At 72.5% G+C, this 22129-nt stretch carries 18 protein-coding genes; 10 read left to right on the top strand and 8 right to left on the bottom strand.

What is annotated here, in order from left to right:
• Positions 1 to 17: 17 nt before the first annotated feature.
• Positions 18 to 1886 (top strand): MFS transporter, encoded by a 1869-nt coding sequence (locus tag ABZ861_RS10095; RefSeq protein WP_361626664.1) that lies wholly within the window; start codon positions 18 to 20, stop codon positions 1884 to 1886.
• Positions 1887 to 1971: 85 nt separating this feature from the next.
• On the opposite strand, the gene ABZ861_RS10090 is transcribed toward ABZ861_RS10095, so the two are convergent.
• Both ABZ861_RS10090 and ABZ861_RS10085 read right to left on the bottom strand, forming a co-directional pair.
• Complete coding sequence (locus tag ABZ861_RS10090; protein ID WP_361627028.1) at positions 1972 to 2856, bottom strand: MerR family transcriptional regulator; 885 nt, start codon at positions 2854 to 2856, stop codon at positions 1972 to 1974.
• Positions 2857 to 3060: 204 nt separating this feature from the next.
• The gene (locus tag ABZ861_RS10085) at positions 3061 to 3567 is read right to left on the bottom strand and encodes a glutathione peroxidase (RefSeq protein ID WP_361626661.1); all 507 of its coding nucleotides are present in this window, start codon (positions 3565 to 3567) and stop codon (positions 3061 to 3063) included.
• Between the two features lie 135 nt (positions 3568 to 3702).
• On the opposite strand from ABZ861_RS10085, the gene ABZ861_RS10080 reads away from it, so the two are divergent.
• The 9 genes from ABZ861_RS10080 to ABZ861_RS10040 all read left to right on the top strand — a co-directional run bounded on the left by ABZ861_RS10080 (position 3703) and on the right by ABZ861_RS10040 (position 15450).
• Entirely contained in the window at positions 3703 to 4467 is a 765-nt protein-coding gene (locus tag ABZ861_RS10080; RefSeq protein WP_361626658.1) for a DUF4232 domain-containing protein, read from the top strand.
• 441 nt (positions 4468 to 4908) lie between these two features.
• Positions 4909 to 5829 (top strand): glycosyltransferase family 2 protein, encoded by a 921-nt coding sequence (locus ABZ861_RS10075; protein ID WP_361626656.1) that lies wholly within the window; start codon positions 4909 to 4911, stop codon positions 5827 to 5829.
• Positions 5826 to 6356, top strand: a complete 531-nt coding sequence (locus ABZ861_RS10070) for a hypothetical protein (RefSeq protein ID WP_361626653.1) — start codon at positions 5826 to 5828, stop codon at positions 6354 to 6356. Before ABZ861_RS10075 ends, ABZ861_RS10070 begins: the two co-directional genes overlap by 4 nt.
• 81 nt (positions 6357 to 6437) lie before the next feature.
• Positions 6438 to 7529, top strand: coding sequence for a glycosyltransferase family 4 protein (locus ABZ861_RS10065; RefSeq protein WP_361626650.1), 1092 nt, complete (start codon positions 6438 to 6440; stop codon positions 7527 to 7529).
• Positions 7526 to 9925, top strand: a complete 2400-nt coding sequence (locus ABZ861_RS10060; RefSeq protein ID WP_361626647.1) for a DUF2206 domain-containing protein — start codon at positions 7526 to 7528, stop codon at positions 9923 to 9925. Before ABZ861_RS10065 ends, ABZ861_RS10060 begins: the two co-directional genes overlap by 4 nt.
• Entirely contained in the window at positions 9922 to 11067 is a 1146-nt protein-coding gene (locus ABZ861_RS10055; protein WP_361626644.1) for a glycosyltransferase family 4 protein, read from the top strand. The genes ABZ861_RS10060 and ABZ861_RS10055 overlap by 4 nt, the downstream gene beginning before the upstream one ends.
• Positions 11064 to 13055 carry an oligosaccharide flippase family protein gene (locus tag ABZ861_RS10050; RefSeq protein ID WP_361626641.1) on the top strand — a complete coding sequence of 664 codons (1992 nt, stop codon included), beginning with the start codon at positions 11064 to 11066 and terminating at the stop codon, positions 13053 to 13055. The genes ABZ861_RS10055 and ABZ861_RS10050 overlap by 4 nt, the downstream gene beginning before the upstream one ends.
• Positions 13052 to 14296 carry a polysaccharide pyruvyl transferase family protein gene (locus ABZ861_RS10045; RefSeq protein ID WP_361626638.1) on the top strand — a complete coding sequence of 415 codons (1245 nt, stop codon included), beginning with the start codon at positions 13052 to 13054 and terminating at the stop codon, positions 14294 to 14296. Before ABZ861_RS10050 ends, ABZ861_RS10045 begins: the two co-directional genes overlap by 4 nt.
• A complete protein-coding gene (locus ABZ861_RS10040) occupies positions 14293 to 15450 on the top strand; it encodes a glycosyltransferase (RefSeq protein WP_361626635.1) in 1158 nt (385 codons plus the stop codon). Before ABZ861_RS10045 ends, ABZ861_RS10040 begins: the two co-directional genes overlap by 4 nt.
• On the opposite strand, the gene ABZ861_RS10035 is transcribed toward ABZ861_RS10040, so the two are convergent.
• The 6 genes from ABZ861_RS10035 to ABZ861_RS10010 all read right to left on the bottom strand — a co-directional run bounded on the left by ABZ861_RS10035 (position 15447) and on the right by ABZ861_RS10010 (position 22085).
• Positions 15447 to 16676 carry a cellulase family glycosylhydrolase gene (locus ABZ861_RS10035; RefSeq protein WP_361626632.1) on the bottom strand — a complete coding sequence of 410 codons (1230 nt, stop codon included), beginning with the start codon at positions 16674 to 16676 and terminating at the stop codon, positions 15447 to 15449. The two genes, ABZ861_RS10040 and ABZ861_RS10035, sit on opposite strands and share 4 nt — an antisense overlap.
• Before the next feature lie 189 nt (positions 16677 to 16865).
• Positions 16866 to 17609 (bottom strand): NYN domain-containing protein, encoded by a 744-nt coding sequence (locus ABZ861_RS10030; RefSeq protein ID WP_361626629.1) that lies wholly within the window; start codon positions 17607 to 17609, stop codon positions 16866 to 16868.
• A gap of 166 nt (positions 17610 to 17775) precedes the next feature.
• The gene (locus tag ABZ861_RS10025; protein WP_361626626.1) at positions 17776 to 18306 is read right to left on the bottom strand and encodes a DUF4231 domain-containing protein; all 531 of its coding nucleotides are present in this window, start codon (positions 18304 to 18306) and stop codon (positions 17776 to 17778) included.
• 106 nt (positions 18307 to 18412) lie between these two features.
• A complete protein-coding gene (locus ABZ861_RS10020; RefSeq protein WP_361626623.1) occupies positions 18413 to 18802 on the bottom strand; it encodes a hypothetical protein in 390 nt (129 codons plus the stop codon).
• Between the two features lie 2 nt (positions 18803 to 18804).
• Complete coding sequence (locus ABZ861_RS10015; RefSeq protein ID WP_361626620.1) at positions 18805 to 20787, bottom strand: hypothetical protein; 1983 nt, start codon at positions 20785 to 20787, stop codon at positions 18805 to 18807.
• Positions 20788 to 21041: 254 nt separating this feature from the next.
• Complete coding sequence (locus ABZ861_RS10010; RefSeq protein WP_361626617.1) at positions 21042 to 22085, bottom strand: serine hydrolase domain-containing protein; 1044 nt, start codon at positions 22083 to 22085, stop codon at positions 21042 to 21044.
• Positions 22086 to 22129 lie beyond the last annotated feature (44 nt).

Here is a 22129-nt window from a genome sequence, read left to right as displayed (position 1 = left end):
ACGGGGAGTGCCTTCAGGTGGCCACTGCGGAGCCGACACGCGCCGACGACGCCGAGGCGGGCCGGAGCGCCCGCCCGCGAATAACCGCGCCCGGCGGCGGACCGGCCGGTGACCGCGCGCCCGTGGACGGCCGTCAGGGCGGCCGTCAAGGCGGCCGACTGCGGGCCGCGGTCATGACGGTGCGGGAGCGGATGCTGCGGCACCCGGCCCTGTCCGTCACCGCCGTGTCCGCCGTCCTGCACGTCATCTGGTTCTTCACGTTCGCCAACAGCGGCGGCGACCTCGCGGCCCAGGACGCGTGGGCCGAGTTCGTCGGCCGGCACCCGGACTCGGCGTACAACCTCGCCTGGTACGGGGGCATGCACCCGGTGTCGTACAGCGTGGTGTCGCCGTATCTCATGTCCGTGCTGGGCGTCCGGACGACGATGATGATCGCCGGGACGGTCTCCGCGGGCCTGCTGACGCTGGTGCTGGTCCGCAGCCGCCGGGTCAGGAACCCGCTGTGGGCGGCGCTTGCCGGGGTCTTCGGGCTGCTGTGCAACGCGGTCTCGGGCCGGGTGACGTTCGGCCTGGGCACGATGTTCGCGCTGGGCGCGCTCGCGGCCGTGTTCTGCTGGCCGTACCGCTGGCGTCACAAGCGGTGGGCGAAGGCGCTGGTCGCGGCCCCGCTGGCCGCTCTCGCCACCATGTCCTCGCCGGTCGCGGGCCTGTTCCTGGGGCTGATCGCGGTGGCGCTGTTCCTGCAACGGCGCCGCCCGGGGGCCTGGGCGCTGGGGCTGGCGCCGGCCGCCGTGGTGGCCGTCTCGGCGCTGCTGTTCCCCTTCTCCGGCACCCAGCCCATGGGCTTCGGCTCGGTGGTGCTGCCGCTGCTGTTCGCGGTGCTGGCCGCCGTCCTCGTCCCCCGCCGGTGGAAAACGGTCCGGATCACCTCCTGGGTGTACGCCCTGGCGGTCGTCGGGGTCTGGCTGGTCAGCTCCCAGATCGGCTCCAACATCACCCGGCTGGCGATGCTGTTCGCCGGAGCAGTCCTGGCGGCCGCGCTGCCGTTCGCGGCGCCGCGCTCGCGCACCTGGTACGCGACCGTGCTCGCGCTCGTCGGCTTCGGCGTCTGGATCGGGTTCAAGTCGGTCGACGACGTCGTCCACACGGCGCCGGCCGCGTCCTGGTCGCGCGAGCTGGCGCCCCTGGTCAACCAGTTGCAGCGGGCGGGCGCGGAGAAGGGCCGGGTGGAGGTGGTCCCGGCCAGCTCGCACCGCGAGGCCTCCGCGCTGGCCCCCTACGTCAACCTCGCCCGCGGCTGGAACCGCCAGGCCGACATGCAGCGCAACCCGCTCTTCTACGACGACACCCTGGACTCCGCCAACTACCACGAGTGGCTCCAGCGCTGGGCGGTCCACTACGTGGTGCTGCCCAAGGACGAGCCGGACGGCGACGGCGGTCAGCGCGAGCGCGCCCTGGTGCGGCAGGGCACGCCGTACCTGCGCCAGGTGTGGGGCGACGCCGACTGGCAGCTCTTCCGGGTGACGGACCCCGCGCCGCTCGCCGAGCCCGACGCGGTCGTCGACCGCGCCGAGCAGGGCGAGCTGACCATCGAGGTGCGCGAGCCGGGCCGCATCCTCATCCGCATCCCGTACTCGCCCTGGCTGAGCCTCGTCGACGGCCACGGCAAGAGCCTGAAGGCCCCCCAGGAGACGCTCGCCTCCAAGCACCGGCCCGAGGGCGCCCCCAAGACGTTCGACAACGTCAACGGCTGCCTGGCGCAGACGCAGGAGGACGCCAGCGGCGACCAGTGGACGACGCTGCTCGCCCCGCACGCGGGAACGTACCGCCTCGCCGCGCCCTACCAGCTCCCCCGCGGCACCCCCTGCCCGGACGAGCTGAAGTGACGCCGCCGCCTCCCCGCACCGCCCGGGGAGGCGCCGCCGCGCGCATCGCGCCCCCGCGCGTCGCCGGGCGCGGATCCGGCCGGCCTCACCGCACCGGGAACGCCACGTCGCACACCGGATCGTCGGGCCCGGCGGCCTCCCAGTCGGCGAAGTACACCTCACGGCACGGGCCGGCCTGCTCCAGGCCCTGATCCGCGATCCACCGCTCCACCGCCTCGAACGCCGCCAGGATCTGAGGGTGGGCCACCTGCGCCTTGGCGATCCGCGTGAAGGCGAGCCGCCGCGCGGGCTCTACCCGCACTCCGATGTCCCGGGACCGTCCGCGCTCCGCGGCCCACCTGCGGGCCGCCGCCGCGTCCGCCACGGGCACGCACGCCTCGGCGGGCCCGTCGCTCTCCATGGACACCTCGGCCCGGTAGACGACGAACGGCGCCCCGGTCATGCCCCCGCACGCGGCCGCCGCCGACTCCAGCCGAGCCAGCGACGCCCCGATCCACGCGGGCAGCTCGTCCGCCAGCGTGTGCCGGGTCTCGGTGATCACCGTCCGCTCGGGTACGTCGACCGTCTCCACCCTGAACATGCCGTGCATCTCGGAACTCCTTCCGGACAACCGTCCACGGAGGTAGGCGGCGAGGGTCCGCTGCCCGGCCAGACGCGTCTCGACCCCGGCCCAGTAGGCGGCGAGCAGCGCGGCGGCCTCGTCGCCGTCGGCCTCGGCCACCTGGGCGATCGTGGCCAGCGGCATGTCGAGCTGGCGCAGCAGCGCCACCAGCCGGGCTCGCTCGGCCTGCGAGGCGCGGTAGAAGCGGTAGCCGGTGGCCTCGTCGACGTGCGCCGGGACCAGCAGCCCGAGGCGGTCGTACAGCCGCAGCGCCTTGGCCGACAGCCGTGCCCGCGCGGCGAACGCGCCGATGCCGAGCAGCTCACCGTCGGCGCCGCGCGCCCTGCCGCGCTCCCCGTCCCGGCTCACGGCCTGGGCCCCCTTATCCCGGCTCACGCCCCGGCCCCTTTCGCCGTCCTCCGTCGCCGGGCGGCCTGTTCCGCCCGGTGGGAAGAACGCTCGGCCTTCCCCCAGGGGCAAGGTCAACCGTGCGGCACGCGTCTGCCGCGAGCCGCGCCCCCGTACGCGCCCGCCGCGCCCCCCTACGCGGCGTCGCGGTCCGCGTCGTGCGGCTCAGCCGAGCTGCGCCTCCACCGCGGCGACGACCTCGGGGGCGTCCGGCTCGGTCCGCGGGGAGAAGCGGGCGACGACCTCGCCGTTCCGGCCGATCAGGAACTTCTCGAAGTTCCAGCGGACGTCGCCGCTGTGCCCCTCGGCGTCGGCGAAGCCGGTCAGCCGGGCGTAGAGCGGGTGCCGGTCCTCGCCGTTGACCTCGATCTTCTCGGTCATCGGGAAGGTGACGCCGTAGGTCGCCGAGCAGAACTCGGAGATCTCCTCGGCGCTGCCCGGCTCCTGTCCCATGAACTGGTTGCACGGCACGCCGAGGACGGTGAAGCCCTGTTCGGCGTACCGCTCGTGCAGCTTCTCCAGTCCGGTGTACTGCGGGGTGAGCCCGCACTTGGAGGCCACGTTCACGATGAGGACGGGCCGTCCGGCGTACTGGCCGAGGTCGGCGGAACCGCCCTGGAGGGCGCCGATCTCCGTGTCGAGGGGTGCGTTGACGCTGTCTGCTGTGGTCATGGGCGGATGGTAACCGCGACGGGTGACAACGGCCCGAGCCGGGAACCCGGAGGCCGCCCCGCGCATCTTCCCCGTGCGGGACGTACGAGCGGCGGCGCCCGGCCGCCGCGGGGATCCTCGCCGGAGGGACGGCCCATGACCAGGCGGACGGCGGCGGCCTGCGCGCTCGCCCTGGTGCTGGCCGCGACGACCGCGGCCTGCGGCCCGGACGGCCGCGGCGACGCACAGCGCGCGCCCGACGGACGGCACGCCGCACCGGACGCGCGGCGCTCCGGCGGCGCCCGCCCGGACTCGGCGCCGTCCGCGTCGCCGTCCGCGCGGCACACGCCGTCCGCGTCCGCTCCCGGCCGCTCCGCCGCCTCCCCGAAGCCCACCGGCCCCGCCCGGTCCACGGGACCCGCCGAGGGCCGCGCGGACGGCGCCCGGCCGCCCCGCACGTCCCCGCACGGACACGGCGCCCCGCGCCTGGCCGACTGCGGCGGCGACCGCCTGCGGTGGACGCTCACCCGCCTGCACGGCGCCGCGCGCCGGCACGCGCCCGCGGCCCTGCTGAGCGCCGCCAACACGGGCGGCGCCCCCTGCGCCTTCGACGGCTACCCCTCCCTTGAGGTGTACGTCGGCAAGGGCCCGTCGGTCTCGGCGGCGCCGGCCTCCGCCGGACGGGTCCGGCTCGTCCTCCTGCACGGCCGCAGCGCGCAGTTCCCGCTCTACTACCCGGCGGCGCCCTTCCACGGCTACTGCGCCCTGCCGGCGCACGTGACCCCCTCGGTCGCGGTCCGCCCCCCTCACCCGTCCCGCACCGACGCCGGCGCCCTGCTGACGATGACCGACGCGCACGGACGCCGGGTGCGCGCGGTGGTCTGCGGCGACATCCGGATCGGGACGCCGCGGGTGCGGTGAGGCACGCCGGGCGGGCGACCGAGTCCGCCCTGAGAAAGCGATGACCGAGACCGACCTGAAAGAGCGGCGGCCGAGTCCGCCCTGACGGAGCGGCGGCCAAGTCTGCCCCGATAAAGGCGAGTCGAGAGGCGATCATCCCGTTTGCATGAGATGCCCGCATTAGTGCGTTTCCCTCGGCGGTACGCAAGAGATATGGGTAACAACTGAGCCAAGGAAGCGTGGAGGTGCCGTGAGGATCGGCTAGGGTGCCTGTGAAATACTTGAAACAGACACCACTTGACGACGCGTCCCTCAAGGGGGCGCGGGGATCCCGCGGCGAAGTAGCGAAGTAGGGGGGCTCGTGTCCCGTGACACGAGCCGCGACGCCGCCTGGAGCGGGTAAAGGGGCCCGCGGTCCTCAGTGGTGTCTCGAGACCATCTGCCTGGTCTGGGGGGCTTTCCTTGCGATCTCTGTCCATCATCATTCCCGCGCTCAACGAGGCCGAGAACCTGCCGACGGTGATGTCGTCCATCCCGCGCCGCGAACTGGCGGAAGCGGGCTGGTCGGTAGACGTCATCGTCGTCGACAACGCCTCGACCGACGCCACCGCCGAGGTGGCCCGGTCCCTCGGCGCCACCGTCGTCTCGCAGCCGCGCCGCGGCTACGGCAACGCCTACCAGGCGGGATTCGACGCGGCCCGTGGAGACGTCATCGCCACCGGCGACGCCGACTGCACCTACCCGTTCGACGCCCTGCCGCATCTCCTGCACATCCTGGACGCCCGGGGCGTCGAGTTCATGACCACCAACCGGCTCGGCCTGGAGAACCGGCACGCCATGAAGCCGTCCCACACGGTGGCCAACCACGCGCTCAGCGCCCTCAGCCGGGCGCTCTTCCGCAACGGGCTGCGCGACTCCCAGTCGGGCATGTGGATCTTCCAGCGCCACGTCTGGCAGGCGATAGAGGTCCGCTCGCCGGGCATGGCCTTCTCGCAGGAGATCAAGAACGCGGCCACCCGGGCCGGGTTCCGCTGCCTGGAGGTCCCCATCGAGTACCGGGTCCGCGGCGGCGAGGTCAAGCTGAACGCGCTGCCCGACGGGGTCGCCAACCTGCGTCAGTTGTTCCAGCACAAGATCCGCGACAACCGCCTGCGCACCGCGCCCACGCGCATGGTGCCGCTGGCCGAGGTGGCCCGCGCCCAGGCCGCCGCCGAGCGGGCCGTCGAGGCCGCCGAGCGGGCCGCGGCCGCCGCCGAGGAGCTGACCGCCCTCGACGCCGCCCGGCTGGTCTCCGACCGGGCCGAACCGCGGGGCGGCGTCATGACGCTGCCGACCATGCCGGCGCCGCGCACCGTCAATGAGGTTCCGCTGGAAATGGCGTGAGCACACCGCCGTTCGAGGAGACGCCGCGGCCGCGGGTCGCCGGGACCACTGGTCCCCGGCGGCCCGCCGGCCCCGGCCGGACGGCGGCGCGCGGCGGCGGACGCGGGCTGCCGCGCCGGGTGCTCGGCCCGGTCGTCTGCGTCCTGGCCGTGCTCGGCCTGTGCGGCGCGGCCTGGACCTCCTCCACGGTGCGGTCCGTGCTGCGGGACTCCTTCACCGAGCGCCAGCAGTCCTACATCGAGCTGTACTCCGGCAAGGAGCCGTTCTTCGACGGCGGCGAACTCGTCGTACCGCTGGAACTCGTCGAGCACGGCGAGAGCGGCGGCCGCCGCTCCGTGCGGACCTGGGTCCAGGCCGCCGACGGCCGCCGCCTGGCCGCCCGCACCGAAACGGTCGCCACCAAGCCGGGCGCCCTGATCGGCCTCGACGTCCGGCTCCGCCTCAAGAAGGGCGAGCAGCGTGACGCGGACCTGGTCGAGGTGACGCTGCCCGGTCATCCGCAGCGACTGCGGATGCACCTGCACTGACCGCGCCGCACCCGGCCGCCGGCCCACGCGGCCACCCGCCCGCTCGCCCGAGCCGCACCAGCCCACCCCAGGGGAAGCCTCATGCGCAGCATCGTCCAGATCACCCCCTACTACCCGCCGCATCTGGGTGGGCTCGAGCGCGTCGTCTCCCACCTGGCGCGGGAGCAGGCCAAGCGGCACGACGTACGGGTCCTGACCACCTCCCTCGGCGCCGCGGACGCGCCGCGCACCGCGCGCGAGGACGGCGTCGTCGTGCACCGGCACCGCGCGGCGGAGGTCGCCCACACCGCCGTCGCCCCCGGCCTCGCGGCCCACCTGGCCCGGCTGCCCCGCGACGCGGTGCTCCACCTGCACTGCGCGCACGCCCTGCTGCCCGAGACGGTCGCGCTGGCCGCCCGGCTGCGCGGCCTCCGCTTCCTGCTGCACTTCCACCTCGACGTGGACGCCTCCGGTCCGCTGGGCGCCCTTCTGCCGCACTACAAGAAGCACGTCTTCGGCCGCGTCCTGCGGTCCGCGGCCGGCGTCATCGCGCTCTCCGACGCCCAGGCCGCCTTCCTCGCCGACGCCTACCAGGTGCCCGCCGACCGCGTCCACGTCGTGCCCAACGGCGTGTCCGAGGCGTACTTCATGCCGCCCCGCATACCCGCGCCGGGGCCGTTGAACCTGCTGTACGTCGGGCGGCTCGGCGCGCAGAAGAACGTGGCCCGGCTGCTGGACGCCCTGAGCCTGACGCGCCAGGACGTACGGCTGCGGATCGTCGGGGACGGCGAGCTGCGCGGCCGCCTGGAGGAGCAGGCCCGCCGACTGGGCCTGGAGCACGTGGAGTTCAGCGGGGGACTGCTCGGCGAGGACCTGGTCAAGGCGTACGCCGACGCGGACGCCTTCGTGCTGCCCTCGGACAAGGAGGGCATGCCCCTGGTCGTGCTGGAGGCGATGGCGGCCGGGCTGCCGGTGGTGGCCACCGACGTGCCCGGCACCCGGGAGCTGGTCCAGGGGGCCGGACTGCTGGCCGCGCCCGAACCGGTCGCCCTCGCGCAGGCGATCGACGCCCTGGCCGCCGACCAGGCGCTGCGGGCCCGGCTGGCGCGCGCCAGCGCCGACCGCGCCGGCGGCTACTCCTGGGAGACCGTGGCCCGGCTGGTCGAGGACGTCTACGCCAAGGCGGGCCTGTGAGCGTGAAGGACACCCTGGCCCTGCGCGTGGCGGCCCCCGAGCCGCTCCCGCCGGCCGGCGAGGAACGGCGGGAGCGGCCCGCCTGGGGCCCCCGGCTCCCCCGGCTGTTCCGCCGGAACCGGCGTTTCGTCCTGCTGCTCAGCCTCGCCCCCGCCAGCGTCGTCGAACTGCTGCCCCAGCCGCCCGCCGTCCTGCACACCCTGGCCGGGCTGTGGCTGCTGTTCGGCGCGCCCATCGTGCTGTGGCGGGGGGTGGCCCAGCGCGTCGTGACCACCGCGACGGCCGCCCTGCTGCTCTCGGTCGGCTTCACGGTGATCACCGACATCGTCGTCGCGCTCACCGTGAACACCGCCCTGCCGCCGTTCGGCGTGGCACGCCCGCTGACCCGGCTCGCCCTCACGATCGGGACCGCCGCGGCCCTGGTCGTGCTCGGCGCGCTGGCCCCGGAGCCGCAACGCTCCGAGCGCCCGCCGGGCCGCGCGCTGCTCGCGACCCGCGGCGTCAGGCCGGTCGCCGCCGTCGGCGCCGCCGCCCTGCTCCTCGCGGTCGCCGGGCCGATCCGGCTCAACAACGGTCTGGGCGGGACCGTCAGCACGGTCGCCATGGTCGTCGTCGCCGCGCTGGTCGCGCTGCTCCTGCTGCGCCGGGGCCGCTACCCGGTGACCGTCCTGGAGTTCGGCCTGTACTGCGCGTCGGCCGCGCTGCTCCTGCTCACCTCGCTGCGCGGGCAGTACATCACCGGCCACGACATCCAGAAGGAGTTCCTGTACTTCCGGCTCGCGCTCGGCGGCGAGCACTGGGACATCGCGAAGTACAGCGACCCGTACAACGCCTGCCTGAGCATCACCCTGCTGCCGGTGAGCGCCTTCCAGCTCACCGCGCTCTCCGAGACCGCGATCTTCAAGGTCGTGCTGCCGCTGCTGTTCGCCCTCACCCCGGTGCTGGTGCACCGCGCGGTGCGCAACGTGGCGCCGCGGGTGGTCGCGCTGATCTCGGCGGTGTACTTCGTCGTCTTCCCGACCTTCCTCACCGACATGCCCTACCTCGGCCGCCAGGAGATCGCCTTCCTGCTGCTGGGCTGCGCCATGGTGGTGCTCACCGACTCGCGGGGACCGCTGCGGCTGCGCCGGATCGTGTTCGTGGTGCTGCTCGCCGGCATCGTGCTGTCGCACTACTCGACCACCTACGTCGTCGTCGGCACCCTCGCGGTCTCGTTCCTCCTCGACAAGGCGTGGCGGCTGGCGTCCCGGCGCGGCCGGGGCCGCATGCGGCGCAGGCGGCGCGAGGACCGGATGCGCTCCTTCCTCACCTGGTGGGTCGTGGTCGTGCCCGCCGTGCTCGCCCTGCTGTGGGCGGGCCCGCTCACCCACACCGGCGGCCAGGCCCAGCGCACCCTGCACGCCGTGGCGTCGGCCCTGCTCGGCGGCTCGTCGGAGTCCGGCTCCTCGGACACCGCGTACAGCATCTTCGGCGGCGCGAAAGTGCCCGCCGCCCAGCGCATGAAGGACTACCGGGCGGACCTGCTGAAGCAGACCGCGGCGCAGCGGACGGAGGGGGACTACCTGCCGGCGCGGCAGGTCGCCGACCTGTCCACGCCCGTCGTCCCGGCGCCGGCGATGCGGCTCACCCCCGTCGGCCGGGCGCTCGAAGGGCTCGGCGTCAGCGTGCCCGGCCTCAACGGCGGACTGCGCCAGGCGGCCGCGCTGTTCTTCCAGGTGATGGCCATGGCCGGCTTCGCGGTGGCGCTGTGGGCGCGCCGCTCCGCGTTCCGCCCGCTGCGCGACCAGGTGACCATCGCCGCCGGCGCCTGGTGCATGGTCGCCGTCTTCACCCTCGTGCCCCAACTGTCCGTGGACTACAGCCTGCTGCGCGCCTTCCAGCAGGGCCTGTTCTTCTTCGCGCCGTTCCTCGCCACCGCCACCCTGTGGGCGCTGCGCTGGGCCGGACGCCGCACCGTGCCCCTGGCCTGCGCGCTCCTCGCCGCGCTGCTGCTCGACCTGTCCGGAGTCGTGCCCAAGGTGCTCGGCGGCTACCCGGCGCAGCTCCAACTGTCCGATTCCGGCCAGTACTACGCCATCTATTACCCGCACGCCGAGGAGCGCAGGGCCGCCCTGTGGCTCGACGCGCGCCTGACCAAGCAGGGCAGCGGACTGGTGCAGACCGACCGGTTCAGCTACGGCCGGCTCCAGGCGCTGCTCACCCATCCGACCCTCGCCGACGTGCACCCGGCCGCCCTGCGCACCGACTCCTACGTGCTGCTGGGCACCACGCCCGCCCGCACCGGCCTGGTCACGGTCTTCTACGGCGGCGACCTGATCACGTACCGGTATCCGATGGACGTCCTGGACTCCCGGGACCTGATCTACAGCAACGGGGGAGCGGTGATCTACCGATGAGCACACGCGGCTTGAGAATCCTGCTGGTCAGCCACTACTACCCGCCGCACCTCGGCGGCATCGAGAACGTCGTGCACCGCGAGGCCCGCGGCCTGGCCGCTCAGGGCGCCCACGTCACCGTCCTCACCAGCGGCGACCGCTCGTCCGTCACCGTCGAGGACGGCGTGCGCGTGGTCCGCGTGGCCGCGTGGAACGGCGCCGAACGCCGGGCCGGCGTCCCCTTCCCGCTGTTCTCGCCCGCGCTGCTGACGACCGCGCTGCGCCTGGCGCGCCGGGCGGACGCCGTGCACGTCCACGACTGCCTCTACCTCAGCTCGTGGGCGGCCGGACTGGCCGCGCGGCTCACCCGCACGCCGTACGTCCTCACCCAGCACGTGGCCGTCGTCGAGCACCCCTCCGCCCTGGTCCAGGCCGTGCAGCGCGCGGTGTACGGGGCGGCGGGCCGCGCGCTGCTGCGCGGCGCCCGCTCCGTGTTCACCCTCAACGCCTCCGTCGCCCGCTTCGTGCGCGCGCACGGCGCGCCCGAGCACCGCACCCGCCACCTGGCCAACGGGGTGGACGCCGAGCGCTTCCGCCCGGCCGCCTCCGCCGCCGAACGCGCCGCTCTGCGCGAGCGGTTCGGCCTGCCCGCCGACCGGGTCCTGGTCCTGTTCGCCGGCCGGCTCGTCCCCAAGAAGGGGTACGACCTGCTGCTCGCCGCACACACCCCCGACGCGGGCTACGACCTGGTCTTCTCCGGCAGCGGCGACACCGCCGCGCTCGCCGGGCGGCCGGGCGTGCACTGGCTGGGCGCGCTGGCGCAGGAGGACGTCGCCGACGCCTACCGCGCCTGCGACGTCTTCGCGCTCCCCTCGACCGCCGAGGGCTTCCCGCTCACCGTGCAGGAGGCGATGGCGTCCGGGCTGCCGCTCGTCACCACCGACGACCCCGGCTACGCGCCCTACGCCCTGGACCGCGACCGGGTGTCCCTGCTGCCCCGGGAGACGCCCGCGCTGGCCGCCGCACTGCGCGCCCTGGCGGCCGACCCGGAGCGCCGCGTCCTGATGGGCGCGTACTCCCGCGCCTACGCGGAGAAGTCCTTCGCCTGGGACGACCACGTCCAGACCCTGCTGGCGCACTACCGCGGCGAGGCGCCCCGATGACGGCCGCCGCCCCTTCCGCCCCGGTCGCCCGCGGACGCGGCCGGCACCGCCAGTCGGGCGACCGCGTCTACCGCAGCTCCTTCTTCCTGCTCGTCTCCACCGTGGTCACGGCCGCGCTGAGCTTCGTTTTCTGGGTCGTGGTCGCCCGCTTCTACACCGCCGCCCAGGTCGGCCTGGCGACCTCGCTGATCTCCGCGACCTCGCTGCTCGCCACCTTCAGCCTGCTCGGGCTGAACAACACGCTGATCCGGTTCCCGGCCGAACGGCAGGCGCGCAACGCGCAGATCAGCCAGGCGCTGCTGCTGGTCGCGGGCGTCGGCTGCGCGGCGGGCGGCCTCTACCTGCTCGGGCTGCCCTGGTACGGCGCCAAGCTGGCGTTCGTCCGCGACGACTGGACGTCGGCCGTCGCCTTCACGGCCTTCTGCGGCTGCGCGGCGGCGAGCATGCTGGTGAAGTCGATCTTCAACGCTGCCCGCATCCCCGAGTACAACGTGCTGATCGACGGGCTGACCCAGGGCGCGGCCAAGGTCGCCGTCCCGGCCGTCCTCACCGGGCTCGGCGTCTTCGGCATCGTCGCCTCCGCGGGCGTGGGCTACGTCGTCACGCTGGGCGTCGCCCTGCTGGTGCTCTGGCGCCGCCTCGGCTTCCGCGCCGACCTGCGCACCCGCGGCACCCGGCTGCGCGAGAAGTTCCGCTTCTCCGCGGCCAGTCACGCCTCCAACCTGATCAACCTGGCACCGGTGCTGGCCACCCCGCTGATCGTGCTGCACCACCTGGGCGCGGCCGAGGCCGGCTACTTCTTCGTCGCCTTCCAGATCGCGGCCATGCTGAACGCGGTGTCCACGGCCGTCGGCGAGGCCGTCTTCGCCGAGGTGTCGCACCAGCAGTCCAAGTTCCGCGAGCTGATGCTGCGTTCGGCGCGGATCATCGCGGTCGTCCAGGTGCCCGCCGCGGCGGCGGTGGCCTTCGGCGGCGGACTGCTGCTGCACGTGTTCGGCGCGGGCTACGCGGAGCACGCCCGGCCCCTGCTGACCGTCCTCGCGGTCGCCGCCCTGCCCGTCGCCCTGAACACCTGGGCGTGCTTCGCCCTGAAGCTGGCCCAGCGCATGGGGCACCTGATCACCGCCAACACCGTCATGGCCGTCCTGTCGATCGGCCTGAGCGCGGCCTTCGCCGACCGCGGACTGGTCTGGGTCGGCTACGCCTGGGCCGCGGGCAACGCCGTGGCCGGCGTCTACTCCACGGCGGCCCTGATCCTGGGCCGCCCGTCCCGACCGAAGACGGTCACCACGCCGATCGCGGGCGACGACGCGACTCCGGTGGTCGCGGGGGCGTCTCCGGTGGTTGCGGGGGCGTCTCCGGCGGGTGCGGGGGCGTCTCCGGCGGGTGCGGGGGCGTCTCCGGCGGGTGCGGGCGCGTCACCGGCGGCCGCGGGTCCGTCTCCCGTGGCAGCGGCGCTGGGGCCGGTGGCCGCCGTCGCGGGGCCGGTGGTCCCCGGTGCGGCACCGGACGCCTTCGCCCGGCCCCGGGACGTAGCGGCCCCCCAGGCACGCGGCGCCTGGCCCCGGGAGGAGGCCGGGCCCCCGGTGCGCGGCGCCTGGCCCCGGGAGGAGGCGGGCCCCCAGGCAGCCGGTGCCTGGCCCCGCGAGGAGGCCGAGCCCCCGGCGCGCGGCGCCCGGCCCCGGGAGGAGGCGGACCCCCCAGCAGGCGGCGCTTGGCCTCGGGAGGAGGCCGGGCCCCCGGCGCGCGACGCCCGGCCCCCGGAAGAGGCGGATCCCCAGGCACGCGGCGCCTGGCCCTGGGAGGAGGCCGAGCCCCAGGAGCACGGCGCCTGGCCTGATCGCCCCGGCGAGGCCGCCTCCCGTACCCCCGCCTCCCGTACCCCCGCCCCCCGTACACCCGCTCCCGGCGCCCCCGCGCCCTACGCCGCCACCCACCCGGCCGGTCCGTCCCGGCCCAGCACCAGCCCCGAGAGGCCCGCACCGTGAACATCGTCGTGATCAACGCCTACGTCCGTGAGAACGCGGGCGACGCGGCGCTCCTCTCCGTCTGCCTGCGCCACGTGCACGACGCCTTCCCCGGCGCCGACACAGTGATCGCGGGGATGGAGGACGCGGCCGTGCACCCGGCGTTCGAGGGGGTGCCCAACATCGGCTCCATCCGCCGCCACGTCGCCGACGGCACGGTCACCCTGCCCCGCCGCCTCCTGCGCAAGGCGCTGGCGGGCCTGGTCGGGGCCGGCGCCGTCATGCTGCCCGCCCCGCTCGCCCGCGTGCTGCTGCGGACGCTGCCCGCCGAGGCCCGGCGCGAGGCCGACGCCGTGATGCGGGCGGACCTGGTGGTGTCCATGGGCGGCGGCTACGTGCTGGCCCGCCCCGGCCTGGACGGCTACCAGAACGTCTTCTTCGTGCTGCTTCCGGCGCTGCTCGCGCAGAAGGCGGGAGTCCCCGTGGTCTGGGCCCCGCAGTCCTTCGGCCCGTTCCCGGCCGCCCTCCAGCGCCGCCTGGTCGGCCGGGTCATGCGCCGCTCGGCCGCGGTGCTCGCCCGCGAGGACGTCAGCGTGGGCGAGCTGCTGGCGTGCGGCGTCCCGGCCGACCGCGTCGAGCGGGCGGTGGACGCCGGTTTCGCCTTCCAGCCGGAGCGGCGCACCGACTGGCGGTCCCGGCTCGGCGTCGGCCCGGACGAGCGGCTGGTCGGCGTCACCGCCCGCCGCTGGCTGGCCCCCGCCGCCCAAGAGCGCTACGAACGGGAACTCGCCCGCACCCTCGACGCCGTCCAGGCCACCGGCGCCCGCGTCGTCCTCATCCCCCAGGTCAGCACCGACTACCTCGGCGACGACGACCGCGTCTGCGAGCGCAGGATCGCCGGGTACTGCGCCACCCGCCCGCTGATGGTCGACGAGGTCGTCGACTACCGCGACCTCAAGGGCCTGTACGACGAGTGCGCGCTGCTCATCGGCACCCGCTTCCACTCGGTGATCTTCTCGCTGACCAGCGGCGTCCCGTGCGTGGCCATCGAGTACGAGCACAAGACCCGCGGCATCATGGCCGACCTGGACCTCGGCGCGTGGGTCCTGCCCATCGCCGACGTCACCCACGACCGGCTGTGGACGCTGGTGGAACCGCTGCTGAAGGACCCCGACCCGTACCGCCGGATCCTCGACGCGAACCTGCCCGGCTACCTCGCCCGCGCCGAGTCCCTGCCCGCCCGGCTGCGGGAGGCGGTGTGAGCCGCCGCCGCACCGTCGCCGTCGTCACCCCGTACTACCCGCCGAAGATCGGCGGAGTCGAGCAGTACACCGCGCGCCTGGCCGCCGCCGTCGCCGCCGACCCCGGCATGCGGGCCGTGGTGATCACCACGCGTCTCGACGGCGGCCTGCGCACCCGCGTCAGCACCGAGGACGGCGTCCTGGTCGTGCGCCTGGGCGCCTGGCTGAAGCTGTCCAACACCCCGCTCAGCCCCCTGTGGCCCCTGCAACTGCGCCGCTGGCTGCGGCGGACCGGCGCCGACGTGGTCAACGCGCACGCGCCCGTGCCCGGACTGGGCGACCTCGCCGTCGCCGCGGCGGGCCGCCGGCGGACGACCGTGCTGACGTACCACGCGGGCTCGATGCACAAGGGCGCCGCCGGCAGCGGCGCCGCGGACCGGCTGATCGGCCTGTACGAGCGGGCCGTGCTGCCCCGGGTCTTCGCCCGCGCCCGGCACCTGGTCGCCGTGTCCCCGGTGTCGCTGGCCGACGGCCGCCCGCACGCCGTGCGCATCACACCGGGCGTCGACACCGACCGCTTCACCCCGGGCGAGCCGGCCTCCCGCCGCCCCCGCACGATCGTCTACGTCGGGCGGATGGACCGTTCCTCGGCGTGGAAGGGGGTCGACGTGCTCGTCCGGGCCTTCGCGCGCCTCGCCCGCGACGTGCCCGAGGCGCGGCTGCGCCTGGTCGGCGACGGAGACGCCCTGCCCGGCCTGCGCGCGCTCGCCGCCGAACTCGGCGTCGCGGAGCGGCTCCAGACGCCGGGCGCGCTGAGCGGCGAGGCCCTGGCCGACGCGGTGCGCACGGCCGCCGTCCTCGCGCTGCCCTCCCTCACCGAGGCCGAGTCCTTCGGCATGGCCCTGGTCGAGGGCATGGCCTGCGCCACGCCCCTGGTGGGCTCGGACGTCGGCGGCATCCCGCACGTCGTCGCCGACGGCGAGACGGGTCTGCTGGTGCCGCCCGGCGACCCGGACGCCCTGGCCGCCGCCTGCGCCAAGCTGCTGACCGACGGGGGCCTCGCGGACCGGATGGGCGCGGCCGGCCGGCGCACGGCTGAGGAGCACTACGCCTGGCCCCGCCTGACGGCCCGGTACCTGGAGCTGTTCCGGGACCGGTCCGCGTCACCGCACTAGTCGGCCTGCTTCGCCTGTTTCTCCCGGTAGCCGCGGATGGCCTGCTCCAAGGCGTCGAAGGCGGGCTTGCGCCGCCCGTCGTAGTACGTCAGGCCGTAGTGCTGCGACTTGCGGCTGTGCGGGGTCTCGGGCGCCCCGTCCCGGTAGGAGAACCAGAAGACGACCTTCACCGAGTGGATCGCCGCGGCAGCGCTCACCGTGTCCCCGGCGATCTCGGCCTGGAGCCGCGGCGTGACGTGCGTGGTGCCCTGGGCGGCCTCGGTGTCCGCCGCTGTGCCCTGCGCCCAGGTCGGCGCGCCGGTCTCCGTGAGCCAGATCGGCATGTCGGCGGCGCCGTACCGCGCCAGGATGGAGACCAGACTGTCCTCGGTGCGGTCGATCTCCTGGAAGCGGCTGCCGGTCGCGGTCTCGGTGCTGGGCAGCAGGGGGTAGGTGTACGGGTGGTACGAGACGGCGTCCACCTGCTTCAGCGCTCCCAGCCGGGCCAGCTCCTCCAGGAAGGTCGTGTGGGACACGTACTGCCGGGAGGGGATCGTCCGCACGGCGGCGAGCCCGCCGAGCAGCAGATACGCGTGCGGATCGGCGGCCCGGACGGCGGGAGCGGTCGCGTTCAGCAGGGCGGTGTAGCGCTCGGCGCTCGGACCGCTGAACCAGAACGGCTTGATGTTGGGCTCGTTCCAGATCTCCCAGGTGTGCACGCCCTGGGGCGCGTAGCGCTCGGCCGCCTGCCGCGCGAACTCGGCGAACCGGTCGTCGTCGGCCGGCGGGCACGCCTGGTTGTCGCTCCCGCAGCTCGGGTCGGCGGCCCAGCCCGGGGTGTAGGAGAGCGTGGGCAGCACGTCGAGCCCGCGGGCACGGGCCGCCGCCACCACCCGGTCGAAGCGCCCCCACTGGTACCGGCTCGGGGAGTCGGGCTGGACGTTGCGCCACGACAGGTCCACCCGCAGCCAGCGCACCCCCAGTTCCACGGCGTCGTCCATCGCCTTGGTCCGCTCCGCGTCCGTCATCCAGGTCAGGGTGTCCCCGTAGGACAGCCCGAAGCCCAGCCCCCGGTTGCCGGCGCCGCCCGACGTCGCCGCGGCCGACCCCGCCCCGGACGTCGGCGCCCCGATGCCGTCGTCGGGGCTGCGCGACGGGGCGTCAGAACCGGTCAGGGCCACGGCGGCGGCCACCGATCCGGCGAGCACGCCGACGGAGACGAGGACGCCGAGAAGTCGCCGCCTCACCCCCGACCGCCGCGAGGAGGGGGAGCGCCGCCGTCCGGAGGCAAGGGATACGGGCTGGTGTGACACTTACGCAGCCTAACCGCGACTGCGGTCAACTTGGGAAATCGTGGCGGAGCCGTGATGGAACGCGGCGTTTGAAGGGCGGACTCTTCCTACTGTCGGCGGCTTGACGCGTCAACGGGGAACGGGTCAGCGGTTACGGACGTAGACGACCGTCGGGTTCCCGTCTCCGGGATCACGCTTGTCCACGTCGAACAGGCCGGTCGCCTCGATGAGAGGCATGAGCTTCAGGTACCCGTAGGTGCGTGCGTCGAAGTCGGGCTGCCGCTTCCGGATGATGTTCCCGACGCCTCCGAGGTGCGACCAGCCGTCGTCGTTCGACGAGTCCTCGACGGCGCTGCGCAGGAGACCGAGGAGGGCGTCGTCCCATGACTTGCCTTCCACGGACCGGTCCGCAACTGGCTTCACGGAGGACGGGGGAACGCTCTGAGTGTAGGTCAGGTTCTCGGTGTAGATGAACTTGTCGCAGGCCGCGACGAAAGCCTTGGGCGTCTTGCGCTCCCCGAAGCCGTACACGGTGAGGCCGGACTCACGGATCCTCGCGGCCAGCCGGGTGAAGTCACTGTCGCTCGACACGATGCAGAACCCGTTGAAACGGTCCGTGTACAGCAGGTCCATCGCATCGATCACCATCGCCGCGTCGGTGGCGTTCTTCCCGGTGGTGTAAGCGAACTGCTGGATGGGCTGGATCGACTGGGTGAGAAGCTGATCCTTCCAGCCCTTGAGCGAGGTGCCGGTCCAGTCGCCGTAGGCCCGTTTGACGTACGCGGTCCCGTACTTGGCCACCTCGGCCAGCAGAGTCTCGACGATCGCCGGACTGGCATTGTCCGCATCGATCAGCACGGCCAGTCTGACCGAATTCTCCGTCTCCATTTTGATCTCCCCCCAGTGGTGTGGCCGATGCGCTCTCGGCACGATCGTTCTCCCCTGGCCGCAGGTTATATCGCGATCTTTACCTCTCCCTGGGCCTCGACTGCCCGCCTCCCGGGCTCGGCGTCGACCGCTGACCTGCGCGCCGACCAACTCGTCACAGAAGCTCTCATCTGGCGCCGGGGATGTTCGGTGGCGTTTGAACATCAGCGTTCACCTGGCCGCCCAAGGTCATCACGTTGAGAGTCGCGGAGTTCTCGTTGGCGATCGCGCTTTCCACACGGGCGACTAGGGTCGTGAACGCCTCGCTGTCGGAGAGACCCAAGTACGGCCCTACCTTGGTCTCGAAATAGACCCGCTCATGTCCGAGGAGTTGTTCGGTCGACCGGTAGTTCTTCCACTGCTCGCGGTAGCGGTACACGCTCTCCAGCGACACGGAGCCGACGACGATCAAGCTCAGCACAGTAGCGGTGAGCTTCGCGAAGGACAGATCCAGGTTGACTAAAACCGGGACCAAGGCGCCCCCGACCACAGATATCGTCCGCATCCGCAGGTGCATGGCCTTCGCTTTGACGGCCCTCTTGTCGTACCACTTCTGGTATTGAGTCAGCCTGGTGTCTACGTAGTCCTGCGCCGTGGCCACAGGCCGACCGACAGCGGGGTAGGCATCGGTCGACTGGTCGTCATGCGTCCTTGGCATGCGTGGAAGTACAGCGGCGCTCGACTGACGCAGTCAACCCCATCAAGCGACGCCGACACACGTTGGCGCCCAGATGACTCCCAGTTCTGACGCCCTTGGCGGGCCTTCAGCCACGCAGCGCGACTACTGCATCTGTCAGCGTTTGCAGGATGTTCACCACGGATGCCACCGCTCCGACGGCCAGGCCGAGGTCTTCGAGGTTCTCCGTCAGACGGCGCTGGTCAGGACTAGGGCTCTCCAGTTCTTCGCCGATACGTGCGGCGGTGCGGCGGGCGAGGTCGGGGTTGCTCAGTTCCGTCGCGTGTTCCTCCAGGGCGGCGGTCAGCTCGTCCAGCCTCGCCTGTGCTGCCGCCAGGTGGTGGGCTGCCTCAGGTGCGGTGCCGCTGATGTGGAACTGACGTTGGTCTCCGCCCACCCGTCCCGTGTTGATCTGATTGCCGCTGCCAGTGATGTGCATGCCACCGCGGGTGTCGCGTCGCTCTCGCCAGGTGCCCATCGTCATCCTTTCGCCGTCGCGTCGTCGGTCGGGTTCGCCTGCGTCTGACTGCCTTGCACAGTGCCGGTGTTCACCTGGTTGTGGTCGCCGTTGATGAAGACCTTGGTGACGAACTGTTCCGCCTGTCGCCTGAAGTCGCCGGTGAACACCCCGTGGTCATCGAGGAATGCGCTGACCGTGCTGAACATGCGGGACTGGAGGATGGAGATGTGTCGACGGGCGTCTTCGATCTGGTGCATGTCCTCCGGTTCGACGAGCGCACAGTGCTCACGCAGGCTGACCGGGCTGTCGTCATCCCTGGCCGCCTCGTCCAGAGCGATTGCCACCTGTTGGCGCATGGCCCGTCCGAGTACGCCGGGTACGAGGCTGGTCAGTGCGCGGATGAGGATGCCGTACGACCGATGTGCCAGGGCAACCGTGTCGCCGAGGGCGTGGACAGGTGTGAGCAGGATGTTCCAGACCAGCGCCCGACCCTCGACAGGTACGGCGCGGACTTCCTTCCTGAGCGGGGCAAGGACTTGGGGGCGGGTGACGAAATGCAGCGTCTTGCCCTCCAACGCCGCGTGGGCGAATACCGTGACGACGACCTGACCTTCCCAACCGACGACTTGGGCAGCCAGATAGCGGCGCGATAGATGCCCCGAAGGGGCCTGCCTGCCTTGGGCGATCATCTCCCGGGCTTCCGGCCAGGGCGCAAATCGGGTCTTTCCCGGGCTGACTACTCCCGGGTCCTTCTTCGGGTGGTCGGGTACGCGCAGCAGGCTCGTCCATCGAGACTGCGGCACCGCGAGTGTCTCGAAGACGTCGCAGGTGGGCAGGGCGTGTGTCTCGACGAGTACACCGCAGAGCCGTTCCAGCTCGTCACGCACCTTGTCGAGCAACTCATCTGCTTCGAACTTGAGGATGCCGTCCTGGTTCCCGTCTCCCACATTTTCAGAGGCTGCCTTGCTGCCGGGCACCATGCTGTCGCTGCCGCCCTCGGTACCTTCGCCGTCAGATGCTCGACGGGCAGGCGTGAGCTGAATGCGTGGTCCACCTGAGCCCCAGGCATCGAGGCCGGCACCTACGAAGCGGTGCGCCCCGTTCTTTTCCTTCAGGTACGGCGTGCTTTGCCAGCGCTCGGCCTTCTCGCATTGAGCGATTCTCGCTTTTGCGCGCGGGGCGAGCCGGGGGCGTCGTGCGACCCTCTCGCGTGACGGTCTCAGGGACGACATATAGCCCAGGACCACCCAGCCGTCCGCGGTATAGACGCCTGTGATCAGTACCGTAAGCCATACCCCGGCCGAAACCGCGTCCTGCACCATGGTTTTGAGCAGGAACGAGTGGGACGTCATCTGAGTCCAGGCCAAGAAGGCGCCCGCCACCAGGACGGCCAAGGAGACCAGTGAGCTGACACCCCAGCGGAGCAGAGAGCCGAAGCGGCCAGTGGCGACGAATTGGTACAGGAGTGCCGTCGCCATCAAGGCGGCCGTCCCCCACGGGTGACGCACCGCGATCAGCACGACGACTCCTGCGAGCAGGAGGCCGCGCATCCGCTGTTGGCGGTGCGCTGCGACGCTGTGAGTGAGGACCGGGGACAGCCCGAATCCGAATGAGGGGGCTGGTCGCGTGCGTGTGTTGAGTACGTTGTCCAGCGCCCACTTGGCGAGTTTCTCGCCGGCAATGTCAGGCAGTTGCCGGATCTCCCGCTGCCGCCGCCCCAGGGTGCGGTCCTGCCAACGTCCGATCAGATCGCGTGCCTGTCCGATGCGGTCCACACGCGCATGCATGATGCCCGCTAGTTGGCGAGTTACCGCGTTCGCGTCGGGTACGTCATTGCGCTTGGCATAGGTGGTGCGCCACGCCCAGTGGCCACTGACGGGGCTCAGATCGTCTGGGGCTGCCTGCACAGGGACGCCTGGGAAAGAGTCCGAAGGGCCGGTTTTCTTCATGCCGTTGCTGGATGAATCATCCAGCGCTGAGACCCGCCACGGTAGCAGGGACATACGCCACCTCCCCCCCCCGGAAGCCCCATCCTGAGCGGGCATCCTGCCCACGTGTCACGTGGATAACCAGGGTTACGCCGAGACTGAAACCTGTTCGGCCGTGCCATGGCGGGATGTGTTTAGCGGACTGACTCCTGGTCTCCCAGGTGAGGGACATGGTCAACCGGGAGCGCGATGTGTCCGGTACTTAGCGATGTTGGCTTGATCCATGTGGAGGGTAAGGCTTCCTAACGGTGGTGCCGGAGGCTACATCCTCAGTCGAAAGCGAATGCGCGAAAGGTGTTGCGCACTTCGGTGAGAGGCTGGCGGTCGCGGGTGTAGAAGAGCTTGTTGGTCAGCAGCACCGCCCATCGATGCTGCCGGGGTGAGATCCACATGCCCGTCCCGGTGAAGCCGTAGTGGACCCAGATGTCGTCGCCGGGGCGCGTGCCGGGGGCGGGGTGCCAGAACAGGCCGCGTGCGGGCTCCAGTGGACCAGTCTGAACGGTCAATGATTCCGCGATCCAGGTGGGGCCGAACCCGAGCTGCTCCAGCATGGTGGCGGTGTCCAGCATGTGGCGCAGGAATAGGGCGACGTCGTCCAGGACGGTGAAGGAGCCAGCGATGCCACACACTCCGCCAAGGAGTCGGGCGGAAAAGTCGTGTGCGACGCCCTTGAGGTGGGTGTCGGTGTCCTGGTCGAATTCGGTTGGGGCGCAGCGCGCCGCGATCGCGTTCGGCAACGGGCCGAAGCGAGTGGAGTCCATGCCCAAGGGGCGCCAGATGCGGTCGGTCGCCAACTGGTCCAATGGGCAGCCGGCGATGTGCTCAGCCAGAAAACCGAGGATGAGGGCGGCCCGGTCGGTGTACTCGACGGCCTCGCCGGGTGACCGGTTGAGTTGCTCGTGCAGCACGCCCCGGCGGATGTCCTCCCTGTTGGTGCCGTAGAGGTTCTTCAGTTGCGCCCGCAGGGGGAGGCCGGCTGTGTGCGTCAGCAGTTGTCGCGCGGTTACGGCTCCAAGAGGATGGCCGGTGACCTCGGGCCAGAAGCCGCCAAGCGGCTGATCGAGGTCAAGGGCGCCGTCCTCCCACAGAGCGCCGATGCATGACCACACGGCGAGGATCTTGGTAAGGCTGGCGGCGTCGAAGACGGTGTCGGCGCGCATCGGCACGTCCGGCTCGTCGGGATCGAGGACGCCCCTGGTGCCTTGGGCGCGGATGCCATGGGCGTCGCCGACGGCCCACACGGCGCCGGGGTACACCTTGTCGCGGACGCCCTCGTCGAGCAGGGCTTCGATGCGGTCGACGTCGTACGTCATGGTCTCCCTCTTCGCTAGGACATCCCGCCGGCCAGCGTAGTGAC

The sequence above is a fragment of the Streptomyces sp. NPDC046985 genome (assembly GCF_040644415.1).
Classification (GTDB): Bacteria; Actinomycetota; Actinomycetes; order Streptomycetales; family Streptomycetaceae; genus Streptomyces.
This window is presented reverse-complemented; position numbering and strand designations above follow the sequence as displayed.

What these genes read in the sequence shown, in the direction of transcription:
- ABZ861_RS10085 (WP_361626661.1), bottom strand. Translation starts at nt 3,567, where the DNA reads ATGACCACAGCAGACAGCGTCAACGCACCCCTCGACACGGAGATCGGC.
- ABZ861_RS10080 (WP_361626658.1), top strand. Translation starts at nt 3,703, where the DNA reads ATGACCAGGCGGACGGCGGCGGCCTGCGCGCTCGCCCTGGTGCTGGCC.
- ABZ861_RS10065 (WP_361626650.1), top strand. Translation starts at nt 6,438, where the DNA reads ATGCGCAGCATCGTCCAGATCACCCCCTACTACCCGCCGCATCTGGGT.
- ABZ861_RS10055 (WP_361626644.1), top strand. Translation starts at nt 9,922, where the DNA reads ATGAGCACACGCGGCTTGAGAATCCTGCTGGTCAGCCACTACTACCCG.
- ABZ861_RS10050 (WP_361626641.1), top strand. Translation starts at nt 11,064, where the DNA reads ATGACGGCCGCCGCCCCTTCCGCCCCGGTCGCCCGCGGACGCGGCCGG.
- ABZ861_RS10030 (WP_361626629.1), bottom strand. Translation starts at nt 17,609, where the DNA reads ATGGAGACGGAGAATTCGGTCAGACTGGCCGTGCTGATCGATGCGGAC.
- ABZ861_RS10025 (WP_361626626.1), bottom strand. Translation starts at nt 18,306, where the DNA reads ATGCCAAGGACGCATGACGACCAGTCGACCGATGCCTACCCCGCTGTC.
- ABZ861_RS10020 (WP_361626623.1), bottom strand. Translation starts at nt 18,802, where the DNA reads ATGGGCACCTGGCGAGAGCGACGCGACACCCGCGGTGGCATGCACATC.
- ABZ861_RS10015 (WP_361626620.1), bottom strand. Translation starts at nt 20,787, where the DNA reads ATGTCCCTGCTACCGTGGCGGGTCTCAGCGCTGGATGATTCATCCAGC.
- ABZ861_RS10010 (WP_361626617.1), bottom strand. Translation starts at nt 22,085, where the DNA reads ATGACGTACGACGTCGACCGCATCGAAGCCCTGCTCGACGAGGGCGTC.